Origin of the sequence: Sinomonas terricola, assembly GCF_034931225.1 — a bacterium.
GTDB lineage: Bacteria > Actinomycetota > Actinomycetes > Actinomycetales > Micrococcaceae > Sinomonas > Sinomonas terricola.
In genome coordinates, this window is the sequence record NZ_JAYGGQ010000009.1 from 138,944 (window position 1) to 156,453 (window position 17,510).

Consider the following 17,510-nt stretch of genomic DNA (forward strand, 5'->3'; position numbering starts at 1 on the left):
ATGCCTCGCTACGAGCTGGGGATCGACGTCGAGAAGCTCGACGCGATCGACATGCACGTCCACCTCGAGGTGGACTCCTGCGGCCACGCCTCCCTCCCGGCCGCGCTGACCGAGGCCTCGGCGAAGTACTTCAAGGCCGAGGACCGCTCGCCCAGCCTGGACAAGATCGCGGACACGTACCGCGAGCTGAACATGGCCGCCGTCGTCTTCACCGTCGACGCGCGGACCCAGCTCCGCCACGAGCCCAACAGCATCAAGGAGCTCATCGAGGGCGCGGCGCGTCACAACGACGTCCTCATCCCGTTCGGGTCCGTGGACCCGCGCATGGGGGAGGAGGCGATCGCCCGCGCGAAGCACCAGGCCCTCGAGCTCGGCGCTCGCGGGTTCAAGTTCCACCCGTCCCTGCAGGGCTTCGACCCCTCGAGCGAGGAGTTCTACCCGCTGTGGGACGCGCTCCAGGACCTCGGCCTCCCGGCGATCTTCCACACGGGCCAGAACGGCATGGGCGCGGGGCTTCCGGGCGGGCACGGGATCAAGCTGCGGTACTCGAACCCGCTCCTGCTCGACGACGTCGCCGCCGACTTCCCCGGCCTCACCCTGATCATGGCGCACCCATCCGTGCCGTGGCAGGAGGAGGCGAACTCGATCGCGACCCACAAGGCGAACGTCTTCATCGACCTCTCCGGGTGGTCGCCGAAGTACTTCCCGGAGTCGCTCGTGAAGGCCTCGAACTCCGTCCTCCAGGACAAGGTCCTCTTCGGCACCGACTTCCCCCTCATCACCCCGCAGAAGTGGCTTGGCGCGTTCGCCGACCTCCCGCTCAAGGACGAGGTGCGCCCCATGATCCTCAAAGGCAACGCCGTGCGCGTGCTCGGGCTGGGGGCATGAGATGAGCACGACGACGCTTGCCTCGGGTCAGGAGACTCGCCTTTACGAGGTGGCGGACTGGTACGACGCCGAGTCCCTCCTCACGGACGACGAGCGCCGAGTGCTCGGCCGACTCCGGACGTTCCTCGATGAGAAGGCCCGACCGCTTCTGGGCGAGTATTGGGAGCGCGGCGAGTTCCCCGAGGAACTGCGGCAGCCCCTCATCGATTTGGACCTCATGGAGCCGGCGGAACTCACCTCTGACGGACAGTCAGCAAGGGGCATCTACCACGGCTTCAGGATCTTCGAGCTCGCCCGAACGGACGCGTCACTCGCGACGTTCTACACCGCTCAGGCCGGCCTCTTCCGCACGGCGATCCGCGTCGGAGCGTCGCCGGAGCAGCAGCGCGAGTGGATGCCGCGCGTCGTCGACTTCTCGCTCAAGGGGGTCTTCAGCCTCACCGAGCCCGAGCACGGCTCGGACATCGCGGGCGGGCTGGCGACGACGGCCCGGCGTGACGGCGGCGAGTGGATGATCGACGGCGCGAAGCGCTGGATCGGCGGGGCCGCCACCGCGGACGTCCTCGCGGTCTTCGCCCGCGACGTCGCCGACGGCCAGGTCAAGGCGTTCCTCGTCCCGCGGGAGGCGCGCGGCGTCGCCGTCGAGAAGATCCACCGCAAGACGGCCCTGCGCATGATGCAGAACGCGCACATCACGCTCAGTGGCGTGCGTGTCACCGAGTCGGATCGGCTCCACAACGTCAACTCGTTCAAGGACGTCGCCGCGATGCTCCGGGCCATGCGCTCGGACGTCGCGTGGATCGCGACCGGCATCCAGGCTGGCGCGTTCGAGGCCGCCCTGAAGTACGTGCGGGAGCGCGAGCAGTTCGGGCGGAAGCTCGGCTCGTTCCAGCTCGTCCAGGAGAAGCTTGCCCGTATGCTCGGCAACGTGACGGCGAGCCTCTCGCTCGTCGTCAGGCTCACCGAGCAGCAGGAGCGCGGCATCTACCGCGACCAGGACTCCGCCCTCGCGAAGATGCAGACAAGCCTCGCCATGCGCGAGACCGTTGCCCTCGCCCGCGAGGTTGTGGGCGGCAACGGCATCACCCTCGACACCGACGTGGCCCGCTTCCACGCCGACGCCGAGGCCGTCTACTCGTACGAGGGCACCCACGAGATCAACGCCCTCATCGTCGGCCGCGCCCTCACCGGGGTCAGCGCCTTCACCACCTAACCCAACCCGTGGCCACCTCCCACCGAACCCCTGGCCACCTCCCACCGAACCCGTGGCCACGTCCCACCGACGAGTGGCCACGTCTCACCGAACCCGTGGCCATGTCTCACCCGACGAGTGGCCACCTCCGTAAAGCTGGCCACGCGTCAGTCGAGATGTGGCCACTCAAGGGGGATAGGTGGCCGCGCGTCGGCGAGAGGTGGCCACGCGTTCGGCGAGACCTACCCCACATCTACCCGCCCGAGAACCCTCAGGAGACCCCTCATGACCACCCCCCGCGTTATCGAGCCCCGTTCCATCGAGCCGCGGCTCGTCGTCGACTTCGACAAGCTCCTCACGATGTCCGGCGCTGATCTCGGCGCAACCGAGTGGCTCGAGATCACCCAGGAACGCGTCAACCTCTTCGCCGACGCAACCGACGACCACCAGTGGATTCACGTCGACCCCGAGCGTGCCAAGGAGGGCCCGTTCGGAGCCGCTATCGCGCACGGCTTCCTCACGCTTTCGCTGCTCATCCCGTTCTGGGGAGAGCTCTTCGACGTCGAGGGCGTCACCACGAAGGTCAACTACGGCCTCGACCGCGTGCGCTTCACGTCGCCGGTGAAGGTTGGCTCGAAGGTCCGCATGGTCGGCCAGATTGCCGAGGTGGCCGAGGTCAAGGGCGGCGCCCAGATCAAGGTCAACGCGTCCATCGAGATCGAAGGCCAAGAGCGGCCCGCCGTCGTCGCCGAGTTCCTCGCACGGTTCTACAAGTAGGCACCCTAGCCCACCCCACCCTTCTTCTCACCCACCCCACCCTTCTTCTCACCCACCCCACCCTTCTTCTCACCCACCCCGCCACCCATAGGAACCACCATGTCTGGAACCACCCAGCTCACGCAGATGAGCCAGACCGCGCAGCGCAAAGAGGCGCGCACGGTCGTCCTGTCCAGCTATCTGGGCAGCACGATCGAGTTCTACGACTTCCTCCTCTACGCGACGGCAGCGGCCGTCGCCTTTCCGACGGTCTTCTTCGCAGGCGCCGACCCGTGGGCCGGGGCCGTCGAGGCGTACGCGACGTTCGCCGCCGGCTACCTGGCCCGCCCCCTCGGCGGCGTGATCTTCGGCCATTTCGGAGACCGCATCGGACGCAAGGGCATGCTCATCGTCTCGATGACGGTCATGGGCCTCGCCTCGACGGCGATCGGCCTCATCCCGGGCGCGAGCCTCATCGGGCCGTGGGGCGCCGTCATCCTCGTCCTGCTCCGGGTGCTGCAGGGGATCGCCGTCGGCGGCGAATGGGGCGGCGCGGCGCTCATGGCACTCGAGCACTCCGACCCGAAGCGGCGAGGATTCTCGGCGTCGTTCGTCAACGCGGGCGCGCCCACGGGCGCGTTCCTCGGCACGGTCATGATGGGCATCGTCTCGGCGCTGCCCCGCGAGGAATTCCTCGTGTGGGGCTGGCGCGTCCCGTTCCTGCTCTCGCTCGCGCTGCTCGTCGTCGGGCTTTTCGTCCGGCTGCGCGTCTCGGAGAGTCCGATCTTCGCCGCCGCCATCGCCGCGGAGGAGAAGCAGAACACGGCGGTGAAGCGGAAGGTGCCGCTCTTCGAGGTGCTCCGCCGGCCCAAGGCCCTCGTCTTCGTCATGCTCGCGGGTGCCGCCGCCTTCGGCCTCCAGGTCTCCCTGTCCACATTCGCGGTGACGTACGCGGTCTCGAAGGGCGCCCCGCAGCAAGGCGTGCTGTACGCGTTTGCTGGGGCCTCGATCATCTCGATCGCCTTCGTGCTCTTCGGTGGCCGCATCTCGGACCGCTTCGGGCGCCGCCCCGTCATGATCACGGGCCTCGTGCTGTTCGTGGCGTACCTGTTCCCGATGTTCGCGCTCCTCGGCACGGGCAACGCGTGGTTGGTGTTCCTCGCGTTCACGCTCGCGCTCGTGTTCCACTCGACGCTCTACGGGCCGTTCGCCGCGTTCGTCTCCGAGCAGTTCGGCACCACGTCGCGCTACACCGGGGCCGCGCTCGGCTACCAGCTCGCGACGCTCATCGGCGGCGGTTTCACGCCCGGCATCGTCGGCTCGCTCTACAAGGGATCGGGCCTCAATGTGGGGGCCGTCGTCGGCTTCCTCGCCGCCCTGTCCCTCGTCTCCGCGGTGTTCATTCTCCTGACCCGCGAATCGAAGGACAATGACCTTACGGCCGTCCGCTAGGAGGACAGTCCCCATGTACAACAACGGAGTTGGTTCCTGGCTCGAGCGGCGTCGGCCGAAGTCCGGGCCGAAGCCCGCCCTGATCTCGGGCGAACAGATCGTGAGCTACGCCGAGCTCGCGGAACGGACCGACCGCCTCGCCAATGCGCTGCGCCGCCGTGGCGTGGCACGCGGCGACAGGGTCGCGTACCTCGGCGAGAACGATCCGGCCTTCGTCGAGACGTTCTTCGCGTGCGGCCTGCTCGGCGCGGTGTTCGTGCCGCTCAACACGCGGCTCGCCGCGCCCGAGCTGCAGTTCCAGCTCGACGACGCGGGCGTGCGGCTCCTCGTCAACGCCGAATTCCTCGACGCTCTGGCCGCGGCCGCCGTCGAGGGCACGGGCGTGCAGCGTCGCCTTGTCGTCGGCGAGGCTTTCGACGCTGCGGGCCTGCCCGACGACGGCGCCGCCCCCGCTGCGCCCGGGGCAACCTCCGCGCCGGAGGCCGCCTCCGCCGTCGAACGCTATGAGCGCGCGCTGCGGGCCGCGCCCGCGGAGCCCATCGACGAGACCGTGACGCTCGACGACGGCGCGATGATCCTCTACACGTCCGGCACCACTGGGCGGCCCAAGGGGGCGCTCCTCACCCACGGCAACATCACGTGGAACTGCCTCAACGTTCTCGTCGACATGGACCTCAGCTCGACGGACATCTCCCTCATGATCTCGCCGCTGTTCCACGTGGCCTCGCTCGACATGGGCCTCCTGCCGATCCTCCTCAAGGGCGGCACGGCCGTGCTCGAGCAGAAGTTCGAGCCGAGCCGGGCGCTCGAGCTCATCGAACGCCACCGCGTCACGACGCTCAACGGCGTGCCCACGACGTTCCAGATGCTCGCCGAGCACCCGTCCTGGGCGACGACGGACCTCAGCTCGCTCACGAAGCTCACGTGCGGCGGCTCGGCGATCCCGGCGAGCGTGCTGGCCGCGTATGAGGCGCGCGGGATCGGGTTCTCCAACAATTACGGGATGACCGAGACCGCGCCGGGAGCGACCACGCTTCCGCTCGGGCGTGCGCAGGAGAAGATCGGCTCGGCGGGGCTGCCGCACTTCTTCACGGACATCCGCGTGGTCGACCCGATCGGCGAGGTCCTCGCGGCCGGGGAAGTGGGCGAGATCCAGATCTCGGGGCCGAACGTCATCAAGCAGTACTGGAACCGGTCCGACGCGACGCGGGATTCGTATGCGGACGGGAGCTGGTTCAAGTCCGGCGACATGGGCTATCGGGACGAGGAGGGCTTCCTCTACGTGTCGGACCGGCTCAAGGACATGATTATCTCCGGCGGCGAGAACATCTACCCGGCCGAGGTCGAGGCCGTGATCGTGGAGCTTCCACAGGTCGCGTCGGTGGCGGTGATCGGGGTGCCGGATGAGAAGTGGGGCGAGGTGCCGAGGGCGATCATCACCGTCAGGGAAGGGGCGCAGCTTTCCGACGACGACGTGCGCGCGCACCTCGACGGGCGGCTCGCGCGGTACAAGATCCCGAAGTCGGTCGTGTTCGTCGAGGAGATGCCCCGGACGGCGAGCGGCAAGATCCGCAAGGCCGAGCTCCGGAGGCAGTACGCCTTCTAGAGTCGCCGCTCGGCGGGTCGGCTATCCGCCGAGGACGATGGCGGCGACGGTCGCGGCACCCAAGGCGACGATCGCCGTCGTCGCCGTCCGGACGAGGAGCGTTGGGGGCGCGGCCGCCGCGCGAAGGCTCGCGCCGCGGTAGAGGATGCAGCCGCCGAGGACGACGGTCGCGGCGGCGGCAACCGCCGCCCCGATGCCGAGCCCGAGCGAGGAGCCTTCGATGTCCCCGCCGTGGTGCGCGAGCGATCCGGTCCAGGCGCGCCAGATGAGGAAGTCCGAGACGATCAGCGCGAGGAAGGTCCGGCGCCAGGCCAGGGAGGTCCGCTCGGGCTGGAGCCCCGGATCGCGCGGCGCCGCGCGGGTCTCGTCGGGAGGCGCGGTCACCGTACGAGGATGAGGACGGCGATGACGGCACCGGCCGCCGCGACGACGACGGTCATCGCGACGAGCAGCCACGCGTGCGGAAGCTCTTGGCGATGGCGCATGGCCCGTTCCTGGAGCGACCAGCGGCGGTAGGCCTCGACGGCGAGCAGCGCGCCGATGACGGCGAGCACGAGGCAGAGCACGATCCGGACGGGAGTCGGGGCGATCTGCGGGGCGAGCTGGTCGACCGCGATCGCGCCCGCGAGGATGGCCGTCGCCGTGCGGATCCACGCGAGGAAGGTGCGCTCGTTGGCGAGGGAGAAGCGGTAGTCCGGCATCTCGCCTTCGCGTCGCCACTGGGGTTCTTTGAGCTTCATGCGAGGGCCCGTCGTCATGATTCTCCCCCGGACGCATGGGGCTCCGGGAGCTGCCCGTCGTCGTCGGACGGGCCGCCGGGCGCAGGCCCGAACGGCCCCGGAACGGTCTGGCCGATGGTCACTTCCCGTTGGTGCAGCGTGCCTGTCAGGCGCAGGACGATGCTGCGGGTGGTTCCCCGGGTCAGGTCGGCCGCGGTGGTCGCGGCCCAGGCAACAGGTTCCCTACTGGGCATCCTCGACCCCCTTGGCGAGGCGGTCGATGTCCTCGCGGGTCAGGGGGCTGCCGGGGAACGCGGCAAGCCGGGCCAGAGGGAAGCTGCCGATGAGCGCCCGGCCCTCCGGTTCCGCGAGCAGCGTGGCGAAACGGCTCCCCGCCGCCGCGGCCTCATGGAGGACCGCGCTCAGGGCGGGCCCGCCGGCGGGGTGGGCGAGCCACTCGACGAGGGTCGACTCCGCGCTGAGCGGCGCGGTGACGTCGTCCCCGGCAAGACGGACGACGGCGGCCTGCCGAAGGTCGCGGGACGAAGCGCCCACCTCGACCGCGTAGTCGCCGCCCTCGAGGATCCAGCGGCCCAGCGCGGGGTGGTAGATGGCGAGGTCGTCGCGGTCGAGCCGGATGCTCGTCGTGGCCGTCTGGCCCGGTTCGAGGCGGACGACGGCGAATCCCTTGAGTTCGCGGCGGGGCCGCGCGAACGCCGAACCGGGCAGGGACGTGTAGGCCTGCACGACCTCGTGGCCCCCGCGCCCGCCCGTGTTGGTGACGTCGACGCTCACTGTGATGCCGCCGTCGTCCGCGCTCAGGGCGAGGTTCTCGTAGGCGAACGTCGTGTATGAGAGCCCGTGCCCGAACGGGTAGGCGACCTCGAGTTCGCGGCTGTCGTAGTGCCGGTAGCCCACGAAAAGGCCCTCGCCGTAGCGGACGTGGGAGAGCTCGCCCGGGAAGTCGAGGTAGGCCGGGGTGTCCTGGAGCCGCGCGGGGATGGTCTCCGCGAGCCTGCCAGAGGGGTTCGCGCGCCCGAACAGGACGTCCGCAGTCGCGGGGCCGCCAGCCTGCCCGAGGAGCCAGCCTTCGAGGAGGGCAGGAACCCGCTCGTCCCAGCCCTCCGTCGCGACGACGCCGCCATTGGAGAGGACGACGGCGGTGCGCGGATTCGCGTCGAGTACGGCGGCCAGGAGCGCGCGGTGCGCGGCCGGCAGGTCGATGCCCGTGCGGTCGTAGCCCTCGGACTCGAGCTCGGAGCCCAGGAATAGGATGACGGTGTCCGCTGCCGTGGCGGCCTCGGCGGCCTCGGAGATGAGCTCGGCGTCGGGGGCGTCTTCGCCCGGGCGGTAGCCGGGCGCGAAGGCCACGCTCGCGCTCGCCGCGGCGACGATCGCATCGAGAGCGTTCTCGAGGCGGGTCGGGTTCACGAGCGAACTGCCGCCGCCCTGATAGCGCGGGGTGCGGGCGTACTCGCCGATCACGGCGAGCGACCCCGCGGCCTTCGGATCGAGGGGCAGGAAGCCGCCCTCATTCTTGAGCAGCACGATGCTGCGCCGGGCCGCCTCGAGGGCTAGCTCGTGGTGGGCGTCGACGTCGTAGGCCGATCCTCCGTCCCGCGCCGGCATTGTGCGGTCCGCGAGCTTGAGGACGCGCGCGACGGCGCGGTCCAGGACCGCTTCGTCGAGGGTCCCTCCCTTGACTGCCTCGACGATCTGGGCGTCCGTGGCGCCGCTGCCGGCGGGCATCTCAAGGTCCAGGCCCGCCGCGAGGCCCTTCACACGGTCGTTGACGGCGCCCCAGTCTGAGACGACGACGCCCGTGAAGCCCCATTCGCCGCGGAGCACGTCCGTCAGGAGCCACCGATCTTCGGAGGCATAGACGCCGTTGATCCGGTTGTACGAGCACATCACCGTCCACGGCTCGGCTGCGGTGACAACCTTCTGGAAGCCGCGCAGGTAGATCTCCCGCAGCGGCCTCGGGTCGACGTCGGCGCTGACGCGCAGTCTGTCGTTCTCCTGGTTGTTCACGGCGAAGTGCTTGAGCGACGCGCCCACGCCCTGGGACTGGATGCCGCGCACGAGCGCGGCGCCGAGCTCGCCGGTCAGGACGGGATCCTCGGAGAGGTACTCGAAGTTGCGGCCGCCGAGCGGGGATCGCTTGATGTTGATCCCCGGGCCGAGCAGCACCGAGACGCCGCCCGCGCGCGCCTCCTTGCCGAGGGCATCTCCGATGCGCCCGAGCAGCTCGGGGTCCCACGTCGAGCTGAGGGCGACCGCGGGTGGGAAGCACGTGGCCGGCACGCTAGCGTTGAGCCCCACGTGGTCATCGCCCTCCGCTTGCCGCCGCACCCCATGCGGGCCATCCGTGAGCAGCATGGCCGGGACATTCGCCCCGCGGACGGCCTTGGTGTTCCAGAAGTCCGCCCCAGAGGTGAGGGAGGCCTTCTCCTCGAGCGAGAGGGAGGCGAGCTTCGCGGCGTGCGATTCAGGCAAGGTTGCCACAGTGTTCCTTCGATTCGATGTTGACGGCGACTTCGGGGCTTGCCTCGAAACCGAGCCGGAAGGCGCGGAACCACACGGTGCCGGCCTCGGCTCTGACGGGGCCGGTGTACAGGCGCCATCGGCGTCCGTCGTCCTGGGGGAGGCCCGCGATCTTCTCAAGCGGAGTCTGCTCCCGCGCCTCCCGTGGCGGGACCGTGGTCCACGCGATGGAGGACCCCGCCGTCGCGCATTCCGCGGCGAGGCCTTCGGGGGAGGCGACGACGGCGGGCGCCGCGGTGGCGTGAGGACGGCCGCCGGGGCGCCAGCCCTCGATGATCTCGGCTTCCGGCCTGAGGCCGAGGTCGCCGTAGCGGCCTTGCCATGCTTCGAGGGCCTGCCGCATCCTGGCCAGCACCGCGGTGTGGTGCGGGTCGGTGGCGAGATTGCGGGTCTCGTGCGGATCCGCTGCGAGGTCGTAGAGCTCGTCGGCGGGGCGGGAACCGGCGACGAGGCTGCGCTGCAGCGGGGTCAGCTTGTCGGGCCGGAGGCCCTGGGCGAGCTGCTTGGCCTCCTCGGCGTGCAGCCGTCGGAGCTCGGACCACGTCTCGAGGTGGTCGGGGTACTGGATGTGGGGCATGCCCGAGCGGTCCGGGTGATAGTGGCGGATGTACCGGTAGCGGGGGTCGCGGACGGTGCGCGAAGTATCTTCGGCCTCGTCCATGCGGTCGCGGCCCGCGAAAGTGTACTGGTTCGGCGCCTCGGCGAGGGTGCCTTCGGCGTCGAACAGCGGCACGCCGTGCAGGTGCGAGGGCACGGGCAGCCCGGCGGCGGCGAGCATCGTCGGGGCGAGGTCCATCGTGTGCACGAGGTCGGTGACCACGGTTCCGGGTGAGATCCTGCCGGGCCAGCGGACGATGAGCGGCTCCCGCAACCCGGCCTCGTTCGGCCAGCGCTTGGCCCGCGGCATCCCGCGCCCGTGATCGGACCAGAACACGACGATGGTGTTCTCGGCGAGCCCGTCCTCGTCCAGCTGCGCCAGGATGTCCCCGACCCAGTGGTCCATCTCCGTGATGAGGTCCGCGTAGCGTGCGATCGCGGTCCGGAACACATCGGTGTCCGGGTAGTACGGCGGCACCGGCGCCCGCGATGGGTCGTGGCGGTCGACGTCGTCCACGTGCGGCGTGGCGGCGGCGAAGGCCTCGGGCTCGAGGTAGAGCTGCGACTCGTGGGTAGCCATCCCGTGGAAGGCTGCGAAGAACGGCTGGTTGGGGTCGGGGCGGTTGCGCCAGTGCGCGTCGGGGGAGCATTCGTCGAACACCGTGGGCGGGATCTCGACCTGGAAGTCGGTGAAGACGTTGTTCGTGGTCCAATACCCGGCGGCCCGGAAGTACTCCGGGAGCAGGCGCACCTCGGGCGGCGGGACCGCCTTGGTGCGCATGTGCATCGTCCCGATCGCCGTCGGGAAGCACCCCGTCATGATGGCCGACCGCGCCGGGGCGCACACCGGGGCCGAGGCGAACGCGGCATCGAACCGCGCCCCCTCGGCCGCGAGCCGGTCCAGATGCGGCGTCACCGCGTACTCGGCCCCCGGCCACACCCCCGCGTAGCACCCCAGATCCGGGTTGATGTCATGCGTGGAGATCCACACGATGTTCGGCCGCTTCACGCGGGCGTTCCCCTTCACGGGACTAGGCCTTGGCCGAGAACGCGCTCAGGAGGGGGTCGCCTGTCTCGGTCATCCACTGGGCGAGCGTTGACCGCTTGTCCGCGAGGATGTCCGAGAACTCCGGACTCTCGGCCAGGTTGTGGAGGCAGTCGGCGTCGACCGTGAGGTCGTAGAGCTCCTCAGGCGAACGCGTGAGGTAGAAGTCCGACCGAGCCTTGACGGCGGCATCGCTCGCCGAGGCCTCGAGCATCGCGTTCCACGTCAGGCCCAGCATGTTCTCGGCCTTGTAGTTCGTCTCGCCGTCGGCCCACGCGTTCCAGATGTAGCCATAACGGGCGTCCTGGACGCAGCGCATCTCGTAGCGGTTCTTGGCCGAGGTCTCGTGGAAGACGGTGAAGACCCTGTCCCGGCCCTCCTCGTTCTGGCTGCGGAGCAGGGGCGCGAGGGATGACCCGTCGAGGCCCTCGGGCACCTCGGCGCCGGCCGCTTCGCAGAACGTCGGGAATAGATCGAGCATGTTCACGAACGATTCCGCGTCCTCCGAGCCGGCCGTGGTGACGCCGGGCCAGCGCACGATGAGCGGCGTGAGCGTGCTGCGCAGGTAGCAGTTGGCCTTCGCGAACGGGAAGGCCATGCCGTTGTCGGAGAGGAAGACGACGAGGGTGTCCTGCGCGGTCCCCGAGCGCTCGAGCGCGCCCAGGACGGCGCCGACGACGTCGTCGCACCTGCGCGCCGAGCTGAGGTATTCGGCGTACTCGGTCCGCACGTCGGGCAGGTCCGGGAGGAACCCGGGCACCTTGACCTCGTCCGCGGTGAAGACCTTCGACGGCGCCGGGTACAGCGCGCGCTGCTCCTCGGTCCAGCGCTCCCGCTCGACCTCGCTCCCGTGGAACGGCCGGTGCGGATCGTGGGCGTTGGCCATGAGGAACCACGGCCGGCCCTCCGCGGCCGCCCGCTCGAGGAACTCCGCGGTTCCGCGCTTGTAGGCTTCTGGGTTCCGACCCATGCCGAGTTCCGCCATGTCGACGGCGGTGTCCCAGCCGAAGCGCTCCACGGGCTGGAGGTGCTTGACCTTGCCCAGAATGCCAGTGAGGTATCCCTGGGCCTTGAGCAGATCGTTGATGACCCCAATCCCCTCGTTGATCGGCTCGAATCCCTCTGCCCCGTTGCGATGCGGCCAGAGCCCGGTCATGAGGGCCGAGCGGCTCGGCTGGCAGACCGCGGCCGGCACATGGCCGCGCCGGAAGATCATGCCTTCCGCGGCCAGCCGGTCGAGGTTCGGCGTCGCGTCGTTCGGGCCGCCGAAGGAACCGGGAGTGTTCCCGTCCATGTCGTCGGCCGTGATGAGCAGGATGTTCGTCAAGGGTTCTCCTCTTAGGGATCAATTGCTCCGTAACTGTCGTTTTGCGGGCTCAAGACGACAGTTACGGGGAGCCGATGGGGACAGTCGATGGAGGTGGCTCAGGCGCCTTGCGCTGCGAGCAGGCGGTGGCGTTCTTCGCGGCGCTGGGCCTGGGCGTCCGGGTCGGCGATGGGCGCGGCGAAGAACAGCCTCTGGGTGTAGGGGTGTTGCGGGCGCGCCGTGACCTGGTCGCCGTTGCCGAATTCGACGATCTCCCCGTGGTACATGACGGCGACGCGGTGGCTGATATGCCTGACGACCTCGAGGTCGTGCGAGACGAAGAGGTAGGCGACGTGGGTCTGCTCCTGGATGTCCTTGAAGAGCTCGAGCACGCGGGCCTGGGTGGAGAGGTCGAGGGCGGAGACCGGTTCGTCGCACACGATGAGGGCCGGCTTGAGCGCGAGAGCCCGGGCGATCGCGATGCGCTGGCGTTGGCCGCCCGAGAACTCGCGCGGGAGGCGGGAGCCGGCGTCGGCGGGCAGCCGGACCATCTCGAACAGGTCCCGGATGCGCTTCTGCGCCTCCGCGCGCGGGGTGTTCCGCACGGTGAGCGGCTCGGCGAGGATCTGCTCGACTGTCAGGGACGGGTTCAACGAGGTGTAGGGATCCTGGAAGACGACCTGGATATCCGCGGCGAGCTCGCGCCGTCGTCCGCGGTGCGCATGGGCGATGTCCTGCCCACGGAAGAGGATCTTGCCCGCGGTGACAGGGGCCAGGCCGAGCACGGCACGGCCGAGGGTCGTCTTGCCCGAGCCCGACTCGCCGACGAGGCCCACGCACTCCCCGCGGTGCACGTCGAGGGAGACTTCCTGCAGGGCCCGGAACGGCCTGGCGCGGAACCGGCGGGACGGGTAGTCGACGGCGACGTTCTGGATGTCCAGCAGCGGCTCGTTCATCGGATCGCCTCCTTGTGGGACGGTGCGGCAGCGGGAGCCACGGTTTCGAGCGGGCCGCGCGGGGTGGCCTCGGAGAGGATCGCGCCGAGGAGCTCACGGGTGTAGGGGTGTTGGGGGTCCTTGAAGATGGCCCGAGTGGGCCCGGTCTCCACGATCCGCCCGAGTCGCATGACCGACACCCGGTCGCACAGGTCGGCCACGACGCCGAAGTTGTGCGTGACGAGGATGACGGCCATGTTGAGCTCGGACTGCAGGTCGCGCAGCAGGTCGAGGACCTCGGCCTGGACGGTGACGTCCAGGGCCGTGGTGGGCTCGTCGGCGATGAGCAGGTCGGGTTCGCACGAGACCGCCCCCGCGATGAGGACGCGCTGGGCCATGCCGCCCGAGACCTGGTGCGGATAGGAGTCGAAGGTCCGCTGCGGGTTCGGGATGCCCACTTTTGCGAGCAGCTTGAGCGCCCGCTCGGTGGCCTCCTTCTTCGAGATGCCGAGACAGATCGTCATGGGTTCGACGAGCTGGGACCCGATGGTGAACGAGGGGTCGAGGTTGGACATGGGCTCCTGCGGGATGTAGGCGATGCGACGCCCACGCAGCTTCTCCATCTCCCGCTCGCGCAGACCGGCCAGATCCTTGCCCTGGAAGATGATCGAGCCGCCCGCGATGCGCCCGCCCTCGGGCAGCAGGCGCAGCACCGACCACGCGGTCTGGGTCTTCCCGGACCCGGACTCGCCGACCAGGCCGTGGACTTCCCCCCTGGCGACCGTGAGAGAGACGCCCCGCACCACGGTCTTGGTCCCGCCGCCGTGTGCCGGGTACGCGACCGAAAGGTTCTCGATGGTCAGCACGGCCTCGCCCGCGGCGCCGCCGTCGTGCCGGATGGTCTCGTCGCCCGCGGTGGCGGAGGGCGCCGTCGTGCTTTTCTTGCCGGCGTTCGCCCGGCTGCGCTTCGCGGGCCCGCTCGCGCGCTCGAGCTCGTCGCGCAGCGCGTTGGCCAGCAGGGTCAGGGCGATCAGGGTGAGCCCGATTGCGGTGGCCGGCCAGACGATCAGCAGCGGGTTCGTGTACAGGTTCTGGAACCCGTCGGAGAGCATCTGCCCCCACGTGGGGACGTTGATGTCGCCCAGGCCCAGGAACTCGAGCCCGGACTGGATCGCCAGGCCCACGCCGCCCACGATCGCCGACTGGATCACAATTGGCGCCCGCACCACGGTGAGGATGTGACGGGAGATGATCCTCGCGTCGCTCAGGCCCGAGACCCGCGCCGCGTCCACGTACAGCTCGTTGCGCACCGCGGTGACCGAGGCGTAGACGAGGCGGAAGAACGCGGGGGAGAGAATGATCCCGAAGATCACCATCGAGGCCCACAGCGAAGGGCCGACGACGGCGCGCGCGGCGAGGAGCACGATGATGGCCGGCAGGGCCATCAAGAGCGAGATCACCCACGTCCACAGGGTGTCGATCCACTTGCCGAAGTAGCCGGCCAGCAGGCCGCCCGTCACGCCGATCACCATCGCGGTCACGAGCGCTACGAGGGCCCCGGCGAGGCTGAACTGCGCGCCGAACAGCAGTCGCGAGAAGACATCACGCCCCGCTCCGTCGGCGCCCAGGAGATGGGATCCTCCGGGGGCGGCTAGCACATCCGAGATGACGGCGGTGGTCGGGCGGAACGGGGCGATGAGCGGCGCGAACACGGCGCCAAGGATGATCAGGGCGAGGAAGGCCAGGGAGACCAGCGCGAGCGGGTTGCGCAGGACGCGCCGCGCCAGCGCCGCCTGGGCGCCCATCTCAGGGGCCGTGGGGATAGCGAGTTCGGGATCCGGTGCGTGGAGTTGTGCTGTCATGACAGGCGCACTTTCGGGTTGAGCCAGCCTTGGGTGAGGTCGACGAGGAGGTTGAAGACGATGACGATGACGCCGGTGGCGACGAGCAGGCCCATCACGAGCGGGATGTCGCCCTGGGTCGTGGCCTGCACGGCCACCTGTCCCAGGCCCGGGATCGCGAAGACCTGCTCGACGATCACGGCCCCGCCGAGCAGGCCAACGAAATGCACGCCCAGCACGGCCAGGGCGGGGCCGGCGGCGTTACGCAGCACGTGCTTGAGCACCACCCGGTGCGCCGGGATCCCCCGGGAGCGCAGCGTGCGGACATAGTCGTTGCGCAGCGCGTCGATCATCGAGCCGCGTACCTGCTGGGTCACGTTCGCGATCCCGCCGATGGCCAGGGCCGCGACCGGCAGGGTCACGGTCTTGGCCCAATCCACGGGCGAATCCAGGAACGGCACGTACCCGGTCGGGTCGAACCAGTGCAGCGTCAGGGCGAACACCAGCACGAGGCCGACGGCGAACAGGAACCCGGGAATCGCATGCCCCACCACGGCCAGGAACTGCGCGAGCCGGTCGATCCAACCCCGTTTTGTCGCCGCGAGCACCCCAAGGATGACCGAGACGACCGCGATCAGCACGATCGCCCCCGTGACCAGCGAGAGCGTTACTGCCAGACGTGAGGTGATCGCATCGGCCACAGGCTGGCCGCTGAACCACGAGGACCCGAAGTCCCCACCGAAGGCGTGGCCCACCCAGGACCCGAACTGGGCGTACAGCGGCTGGTCTAGGCCCAGCTCGTGGGCCTTCGCCGCGACAGTGGCCTGATCAGCACTCTCCCCCAGGATCTTCCGGGCGATATCCCCGCCCCCCAGATACAGCAGGTTGAACCCCAGCACACTGATCGCCGCCAGCAGCACGACGCCGCTGGCCAGCCTCCGAACGATGAATCCAAGCATCTCTATTCCTCGATCCGCTTCAGCCGCTCAGGCCTTCGGCTTGATGTCCCAGAGGTTCGGCCAGGCGTTGCCCTGATTCAGATCGACGGTGGTCTTGCTGTCCGTGGCGAAGTAGTTCGTCTGCGAGTACCACGGGTCGAACCACGCCTGGTCCACGATGTACTTGTTGAGCTCTTTGACCGCCGCGTTCTTGTCCGTGTCACTTCCGGTGCGGATCTTCTCCATGAGCGCGCTGACCGTCGGGTCCTGGTATTTGAACGTGTTCCACGTTCCGTTGGGGGCGATCATGTTGCTGATCAACATCCAGTCATTCGCGTCACGCTGGAGGGTGAAGTAGGAAAGGCCATACTTCTGGCTCTGCAGGTCGGCGATGAGATTCTGCCCCGTGTCGACGAACTTGGTCTTGATGCCAACGTCGCCGAGCTGCTGCTGGAGCAGGGGCCACAGCGACTTGGGGAAGCCCGGCGACGTCGGGATAGTGAGCTCGAGCCCGTTGGCAAAGCCCGCCTCGGCTAGGAGCTGCTTGGCCTTGGCCGGGTCGAACTTGTAGACCGCGTTGAGCGAGGCGTCATAGCCGGCGGACGACTCGGGGAAGACCTGGCGTGTCGGCACGCCTCGCCCCTGGGCGACCGCCTTGAGCATCGCGTCGGCGTCGATCGCGTAGTTGATCGCCTGGCGCACCTTGACGTTCCCGAGCGCGGGATTCGTCTTCCCGGACCGGTCGAAGAGGAGGAGGCCGGCGAAGTTCAGGTTCTGGCCGTTCGCCTTGAAGCCCGCGGCCTCGACCTGGGACACGATCGACGGGTCGTTGATCGCGGCAGCGGTGAGCTGCTTGCCGCGGAGGGCGTTGAGCTCGGACGTGGAGTCGGCGTAGACGTTGATGGTCAGCGTGTCGTACTGGACGCTCTTCGCGTCCCAGTACTTCGGGTTCTTGTCGAAGACGTATGAGGTCCCCACGACGGTCTTGCTCGTGTTGAGCGTATAGGGCCCAGAGCCGACCGGCTTCGTCTGAACATCGGACTTGCCGAATTGTGCGGGGCTCTCCATGAGGCCGGCCGCCTGGCCCAGGTAGAGGAGGAAGGCAGGGTTGGCCTGCTTGAGCGTGATGACGAGCGTGGTCTTGTCCTGTGCTTTCGCGTCCACCATGTCGGCAACCTTTGGCTTCTGCGGCGAGGTCCCGTCCCGGAACCGCAGCAGGTTCTGCGCGGCGACATCGGCGGTGAAAGGCGTGCCGTCGGAGAACGTTACGTCGTCGCGGAGCTTCATGGTCAGCACGGTCTTGTCCGCGTTGTACTCCCACGAGGTGGCGAGCGACGGCTGGAGATCGTGGCCGCTCGAGGAGATCTTCACGAGCGTGTCATAGACCGCCTGGGCGTAGACCGATTGGTTCCCCCAGTTGAAGTTCCGCGCCTCGAACGTGGCCGGGGCAAGAAGGTTGCCGAGGGTGATGTTCTTCTGAGCCTGCGCAGAGCCGCTCGCCCCACCCGAGCATCCGGCGAGCGCGAGGCCCGCGGCGACAGTCGCACACAGGGCCGTCTTCTTCAAACGCATCATTACGTCCTTTCAGCTGCGGCGGCCGCGGGCCTCTCCGGGACCGCCAGCCGTCTGTTCCGCGATGAACAGCTACCTCGAGGATGGCACGCACGTGACGGCGAGCACAAGAGGGAGAT

At 69.1% G+C, this 17,510-nt stretch carries 15 protein-coding genes; 5 read left to right on the forward strand and 10 right to left on the reverse strand.

What is annotated here, in order from left to right:
* The 5 genes from SPF06_RS12820 (at nucleotide 1) to menE (ending at nucleotide 5,894) form a co-directional block, all read left to right on the forward strand.
* Nucleotides 1-888 carry an amidohydrolase family protein gene (locus tag SPF06_RS12820; protein WP_323279463.1) on the forward strand — a complete coding sequence of 296 codons (888 nt, stop codon included), beginning with the start codon at nucleotides 1-3 and terminating at the stop codon, nucleotides 886-888.
* A 1-nt stretch (nucleotide 889) separates the two neighbouring features.
* On the forward strand, nucleotides 890-2,101 hold the full coding sequence (locus SPF06_RS12825) for an acyl-CoA dehydrogenase family protein (RefSeq protein ID WP_323279464.1): 1,212 nt from the start codon (nucleotides 890-892) through the stop codon (nucleotides 2,099-2,101).
* A 264-nt stretch (nucleotides 2,102-2,365) separates the two neighbouring features.
* Nucleotides 2,366-2,857, forward strand: a complete 492-nt coding sequence (locus tag SPF06_RS12830; protein ID WP_323279465.1) for a MaoC family dehydratase — start codon at nucleotides 2,366-2,368, stop codon at nucleotides 2,855-2,857.
* Between the two features lie 99 nt (nucleotides 2,858-2,956).
* A complete protein-coding gene (locus tag SPF06_RS12835) occupies nucleotides 2,957-4,288 on the forward strand; it encodes an MFS transporter (RefSeq protein WP_323279466.1) in 1,332 nt (443 codons plus the stop codon).
* A gap of 13 nt (nucleotides 4,289-4,301) precedes the next feature.
* Nucleotides 4,302-5,894, forward strand: coding sequence for an o-succinylbenzoate--CoA ligase (gene menE, locus SPF06_RS12840; RefSeq protein WP_323279467.1), 1,593 nt, complete (start codon nucleotides 4,302-4,304; stop codon nucleotides 5,892-5,894).
* Between the two features lie 21 nt (nucleotides 5,895-5,915).
* Here the strand turns inward: menE and SPF06_RS12845 are convergent, their stop codons facing one another.
* The 10 genes from SPF06_RS12845 to SPF06_RS12890 all read right to left on the reverse strand — a co-directional run bounded on the left by SPF06_RS12845 (nucleotide 5,916) and on the right by SPF06_RS12890 (nucleotide 17,391).
* Nucleotides 5,916-6,278 carry a DUF202 domain-containing protein gene (locus SPF06_RS12845; protein ID WP_323279468.1) on the reverse strand — a complete coding sequence of 121 codons (363 nt, stop codon included), beginning with the start codon at nucleotides 6,276-6,278 and terminating at the stop codon, nucleotides 5,916-5,918.
* Nucleotides 6,275-6,652 carry a YidH family protein gene (locus SPF06_RS12850; protein ID WP_323279469.1) on the reverse strand — a complete coding sequence of 126 codons (378 nt, stop codon included), beginning with the start codon at nucleotides 6,650-6,652 and terminating at the stop codon, nucleotides 6,275-6,277. Before SPF06_RS12850 ends, SPF06_RS12845 begins: the two co-directional genes overlap by 4 nt.
* A complete protein-coding gene (locus SPF06_RS12855) occupies nucleotides 6,649-6,867 on the reverse strand; it encodes a hypothetical protein (RefSeq protein WP_323279470.1) in 219 nt (72 codons plus the stop codon). Before SPF06_RS12855 ends, SPF06_RS12850 begins: the two co-directional genes overlap by 4 nt.
* Complete coding sequence (locus tag SPF06_RS12860) at nucleotides 6,857-9,118, reverse strand: glycoside hydrolase family 3 C-terminal domain-containing protein (protein ID WP_323279471.1); 2,262 nt, start codon at nucleotides 9,116-9,118, stop codon at nucleotides 6,857-6,859. The genes SPF06_RS12855 and SPF06_RS12860 overlap by 11 nt, the downstream gene beginning before the upstream one ends.
* Nucleotides 9,102-10,781 carry a sulfatase family protein gene (locus SPF06_RS12865; protein ID WP_323279472.1) on the reverse strand — a complete coding sequence of 560 codons (1,680 nt, stop codon included), beginning with the start codon at nucleotides 10,779-10,781 and terminating at the stop codon, nucleotides 9,102-9,104. The genes SPF06_RS12860 and SPF06_RS12865 overlap by 17 nt, the downstream gene beginning before the upstream one ends.
* 4 nt (nucleotides 10,782-10,785) lie before the next feature.
* Nucleotides 10,786-12,126 carry a sulfatase family protein gene (locus SPF06_RS12870; protein WP_323279473.1) on the reverse strand — a complete coding sequence of 447 codons (1,341 nt, stop codon included), beginning with the start codon at nucleotides 12,124-12,126 and terminating at the stop codon, nucleotides 10,786-10,788.
* A gap of 98 nt (nucleotides 12,127-12,224) precedes the next feature.
* A complete protein-coding gene (locus SPF06_RS12875) occupies nucleotides 12,225-13,061 on the reverse strand; it encodes an ATP-binding cassette domain-containing protein (protein ID WP_323279474.1) in 837 nt (278 codons plus the stop codon).
* Nucleotides 13,058-14,902, reverse strand: a complete 1,845-nt coding sequence (locus SPF06_RS12880; protein WP_323279475.1) for a dipeptide/oligopeptide/nickel ABC transporter permease/ATP-binding protein — start codon at nucleotides 14,900-14,902, stop codon at nucleotides 13,058-13,060. The genes SPF06_RS12875 and SPF06_RS12880 overlap by 4 nt, the downstream gene beginning before the upstream one ends.
* The gene (locus SPF06_RS12885; protein WP_323279476.1) at nucleotides 14,899-15,840 is read right to left on the reverse strand and encodes an ABC transporter permease; all 942 of its coding nucleotides are present in this window, start codon (nucleotides 15,838-15,840) and stop codon (nucleotides 14,899-14,901) included. Before SPF06_RS12885 ends, SPF06_RS12880 begins: the two co-directional genes overlap by 4 nt.
* Before the next feature lie 27 nt (nucleotides 15,841-15,867).
* A complete protein-coding gene (locus SPF06_RS12890; protein ID WP_323279477.1) occupies nucleotides 15,868-17,391 on the reverse strand; it encodes an ABC transporter substrate-binding protein in 1,524 nt (507 codons plus the stop codon).
* Between the last annotated feature and the right edge of the window lie 119 nt (nucleotides 17,392-17,510).

Excerpts from the sequence above, each read along its gene's own strand:
- SPF06_RS12880 (WP_323279475.1), bottom strand. The coding sequence starts at position 14,902 with ATGACAGCACAACTCCACGCACCGGATCCCGAACTCGCTATCCCCACG.
- SPF06_RS12825 (WP_323279464.1), top strand. The coding sequence starts at position 890 with ATGAGCACGACGACGCTTGCCTCGGGTCAGGAGACTCGCCTTTACGAG.
- SPF06_RS12875 (WP_323279474.1), bottom strand. The coding sequence starts at position 13,061 with ATGAACGAGCCGCTGCTGGACATCCAGAACGTCGCCGTCGACTACCCG.
- SPF06_RS12830 (WP_323279465.1), top strand. The coding sequence starts at position 2,366 with ATGACCACCCCCCGCGTTATCGAGCCCCGTTCCATCGAGCCGCGGCTC.
- SPF06_RS12850 (WP_323279469.1), bottom strand. The coding sequence starts at position 6,652 with ATGACGACGGGCCCTCGCATGAAGCTCAAAGAACCCCAGTGGCGACGC.
- SPF06_RS12855 (WP_323279470.1), bottom strand. The coding sequence starts at position 6,867 with ATGCCCAGTAGGGAACCTGTTGCCTGGGCCGCGACCACCGCGGCCGAC.
- SPF06_RS12890 (WP_323279477.1), bottom strand. The coding sequence starts at position 17,391 with ATGCGTTTGAAGAAGACGGCCCTGTGTGCGACTGTCGCCGCGGGCCTC.
- SPF06_RS12835 (WP_323279466.1), top strand. The coding sequence starts at position 2,957 with ATGTCTGGAACCACCCAGCTCACGCAGATGAGCCAGACCGCGCAGCGC.
- SPF06_RS12885 (WP_323279476.1), bottom strand. The coding sequence starts at position 15,840 with ATGCTTGGATTCATCGTTCGGAGGCTGGCCAGCGGCGTCGTGCTGCTG.
- menE (WP_323279467.1), top strand. The coding sequence starts at position 4,302 with ATGTACAACAACGGAGTTGGTTCCTGGCTCGAGCGGCGTCGGCCGAAG.
- SPF06_RS12820 (WP_323279463.1), top strand. The coding sequence starts at position 1 with ATGCCTCGCTACGAGCTGGGGATCGACGTCGAGAAGCTCGACGCGATC.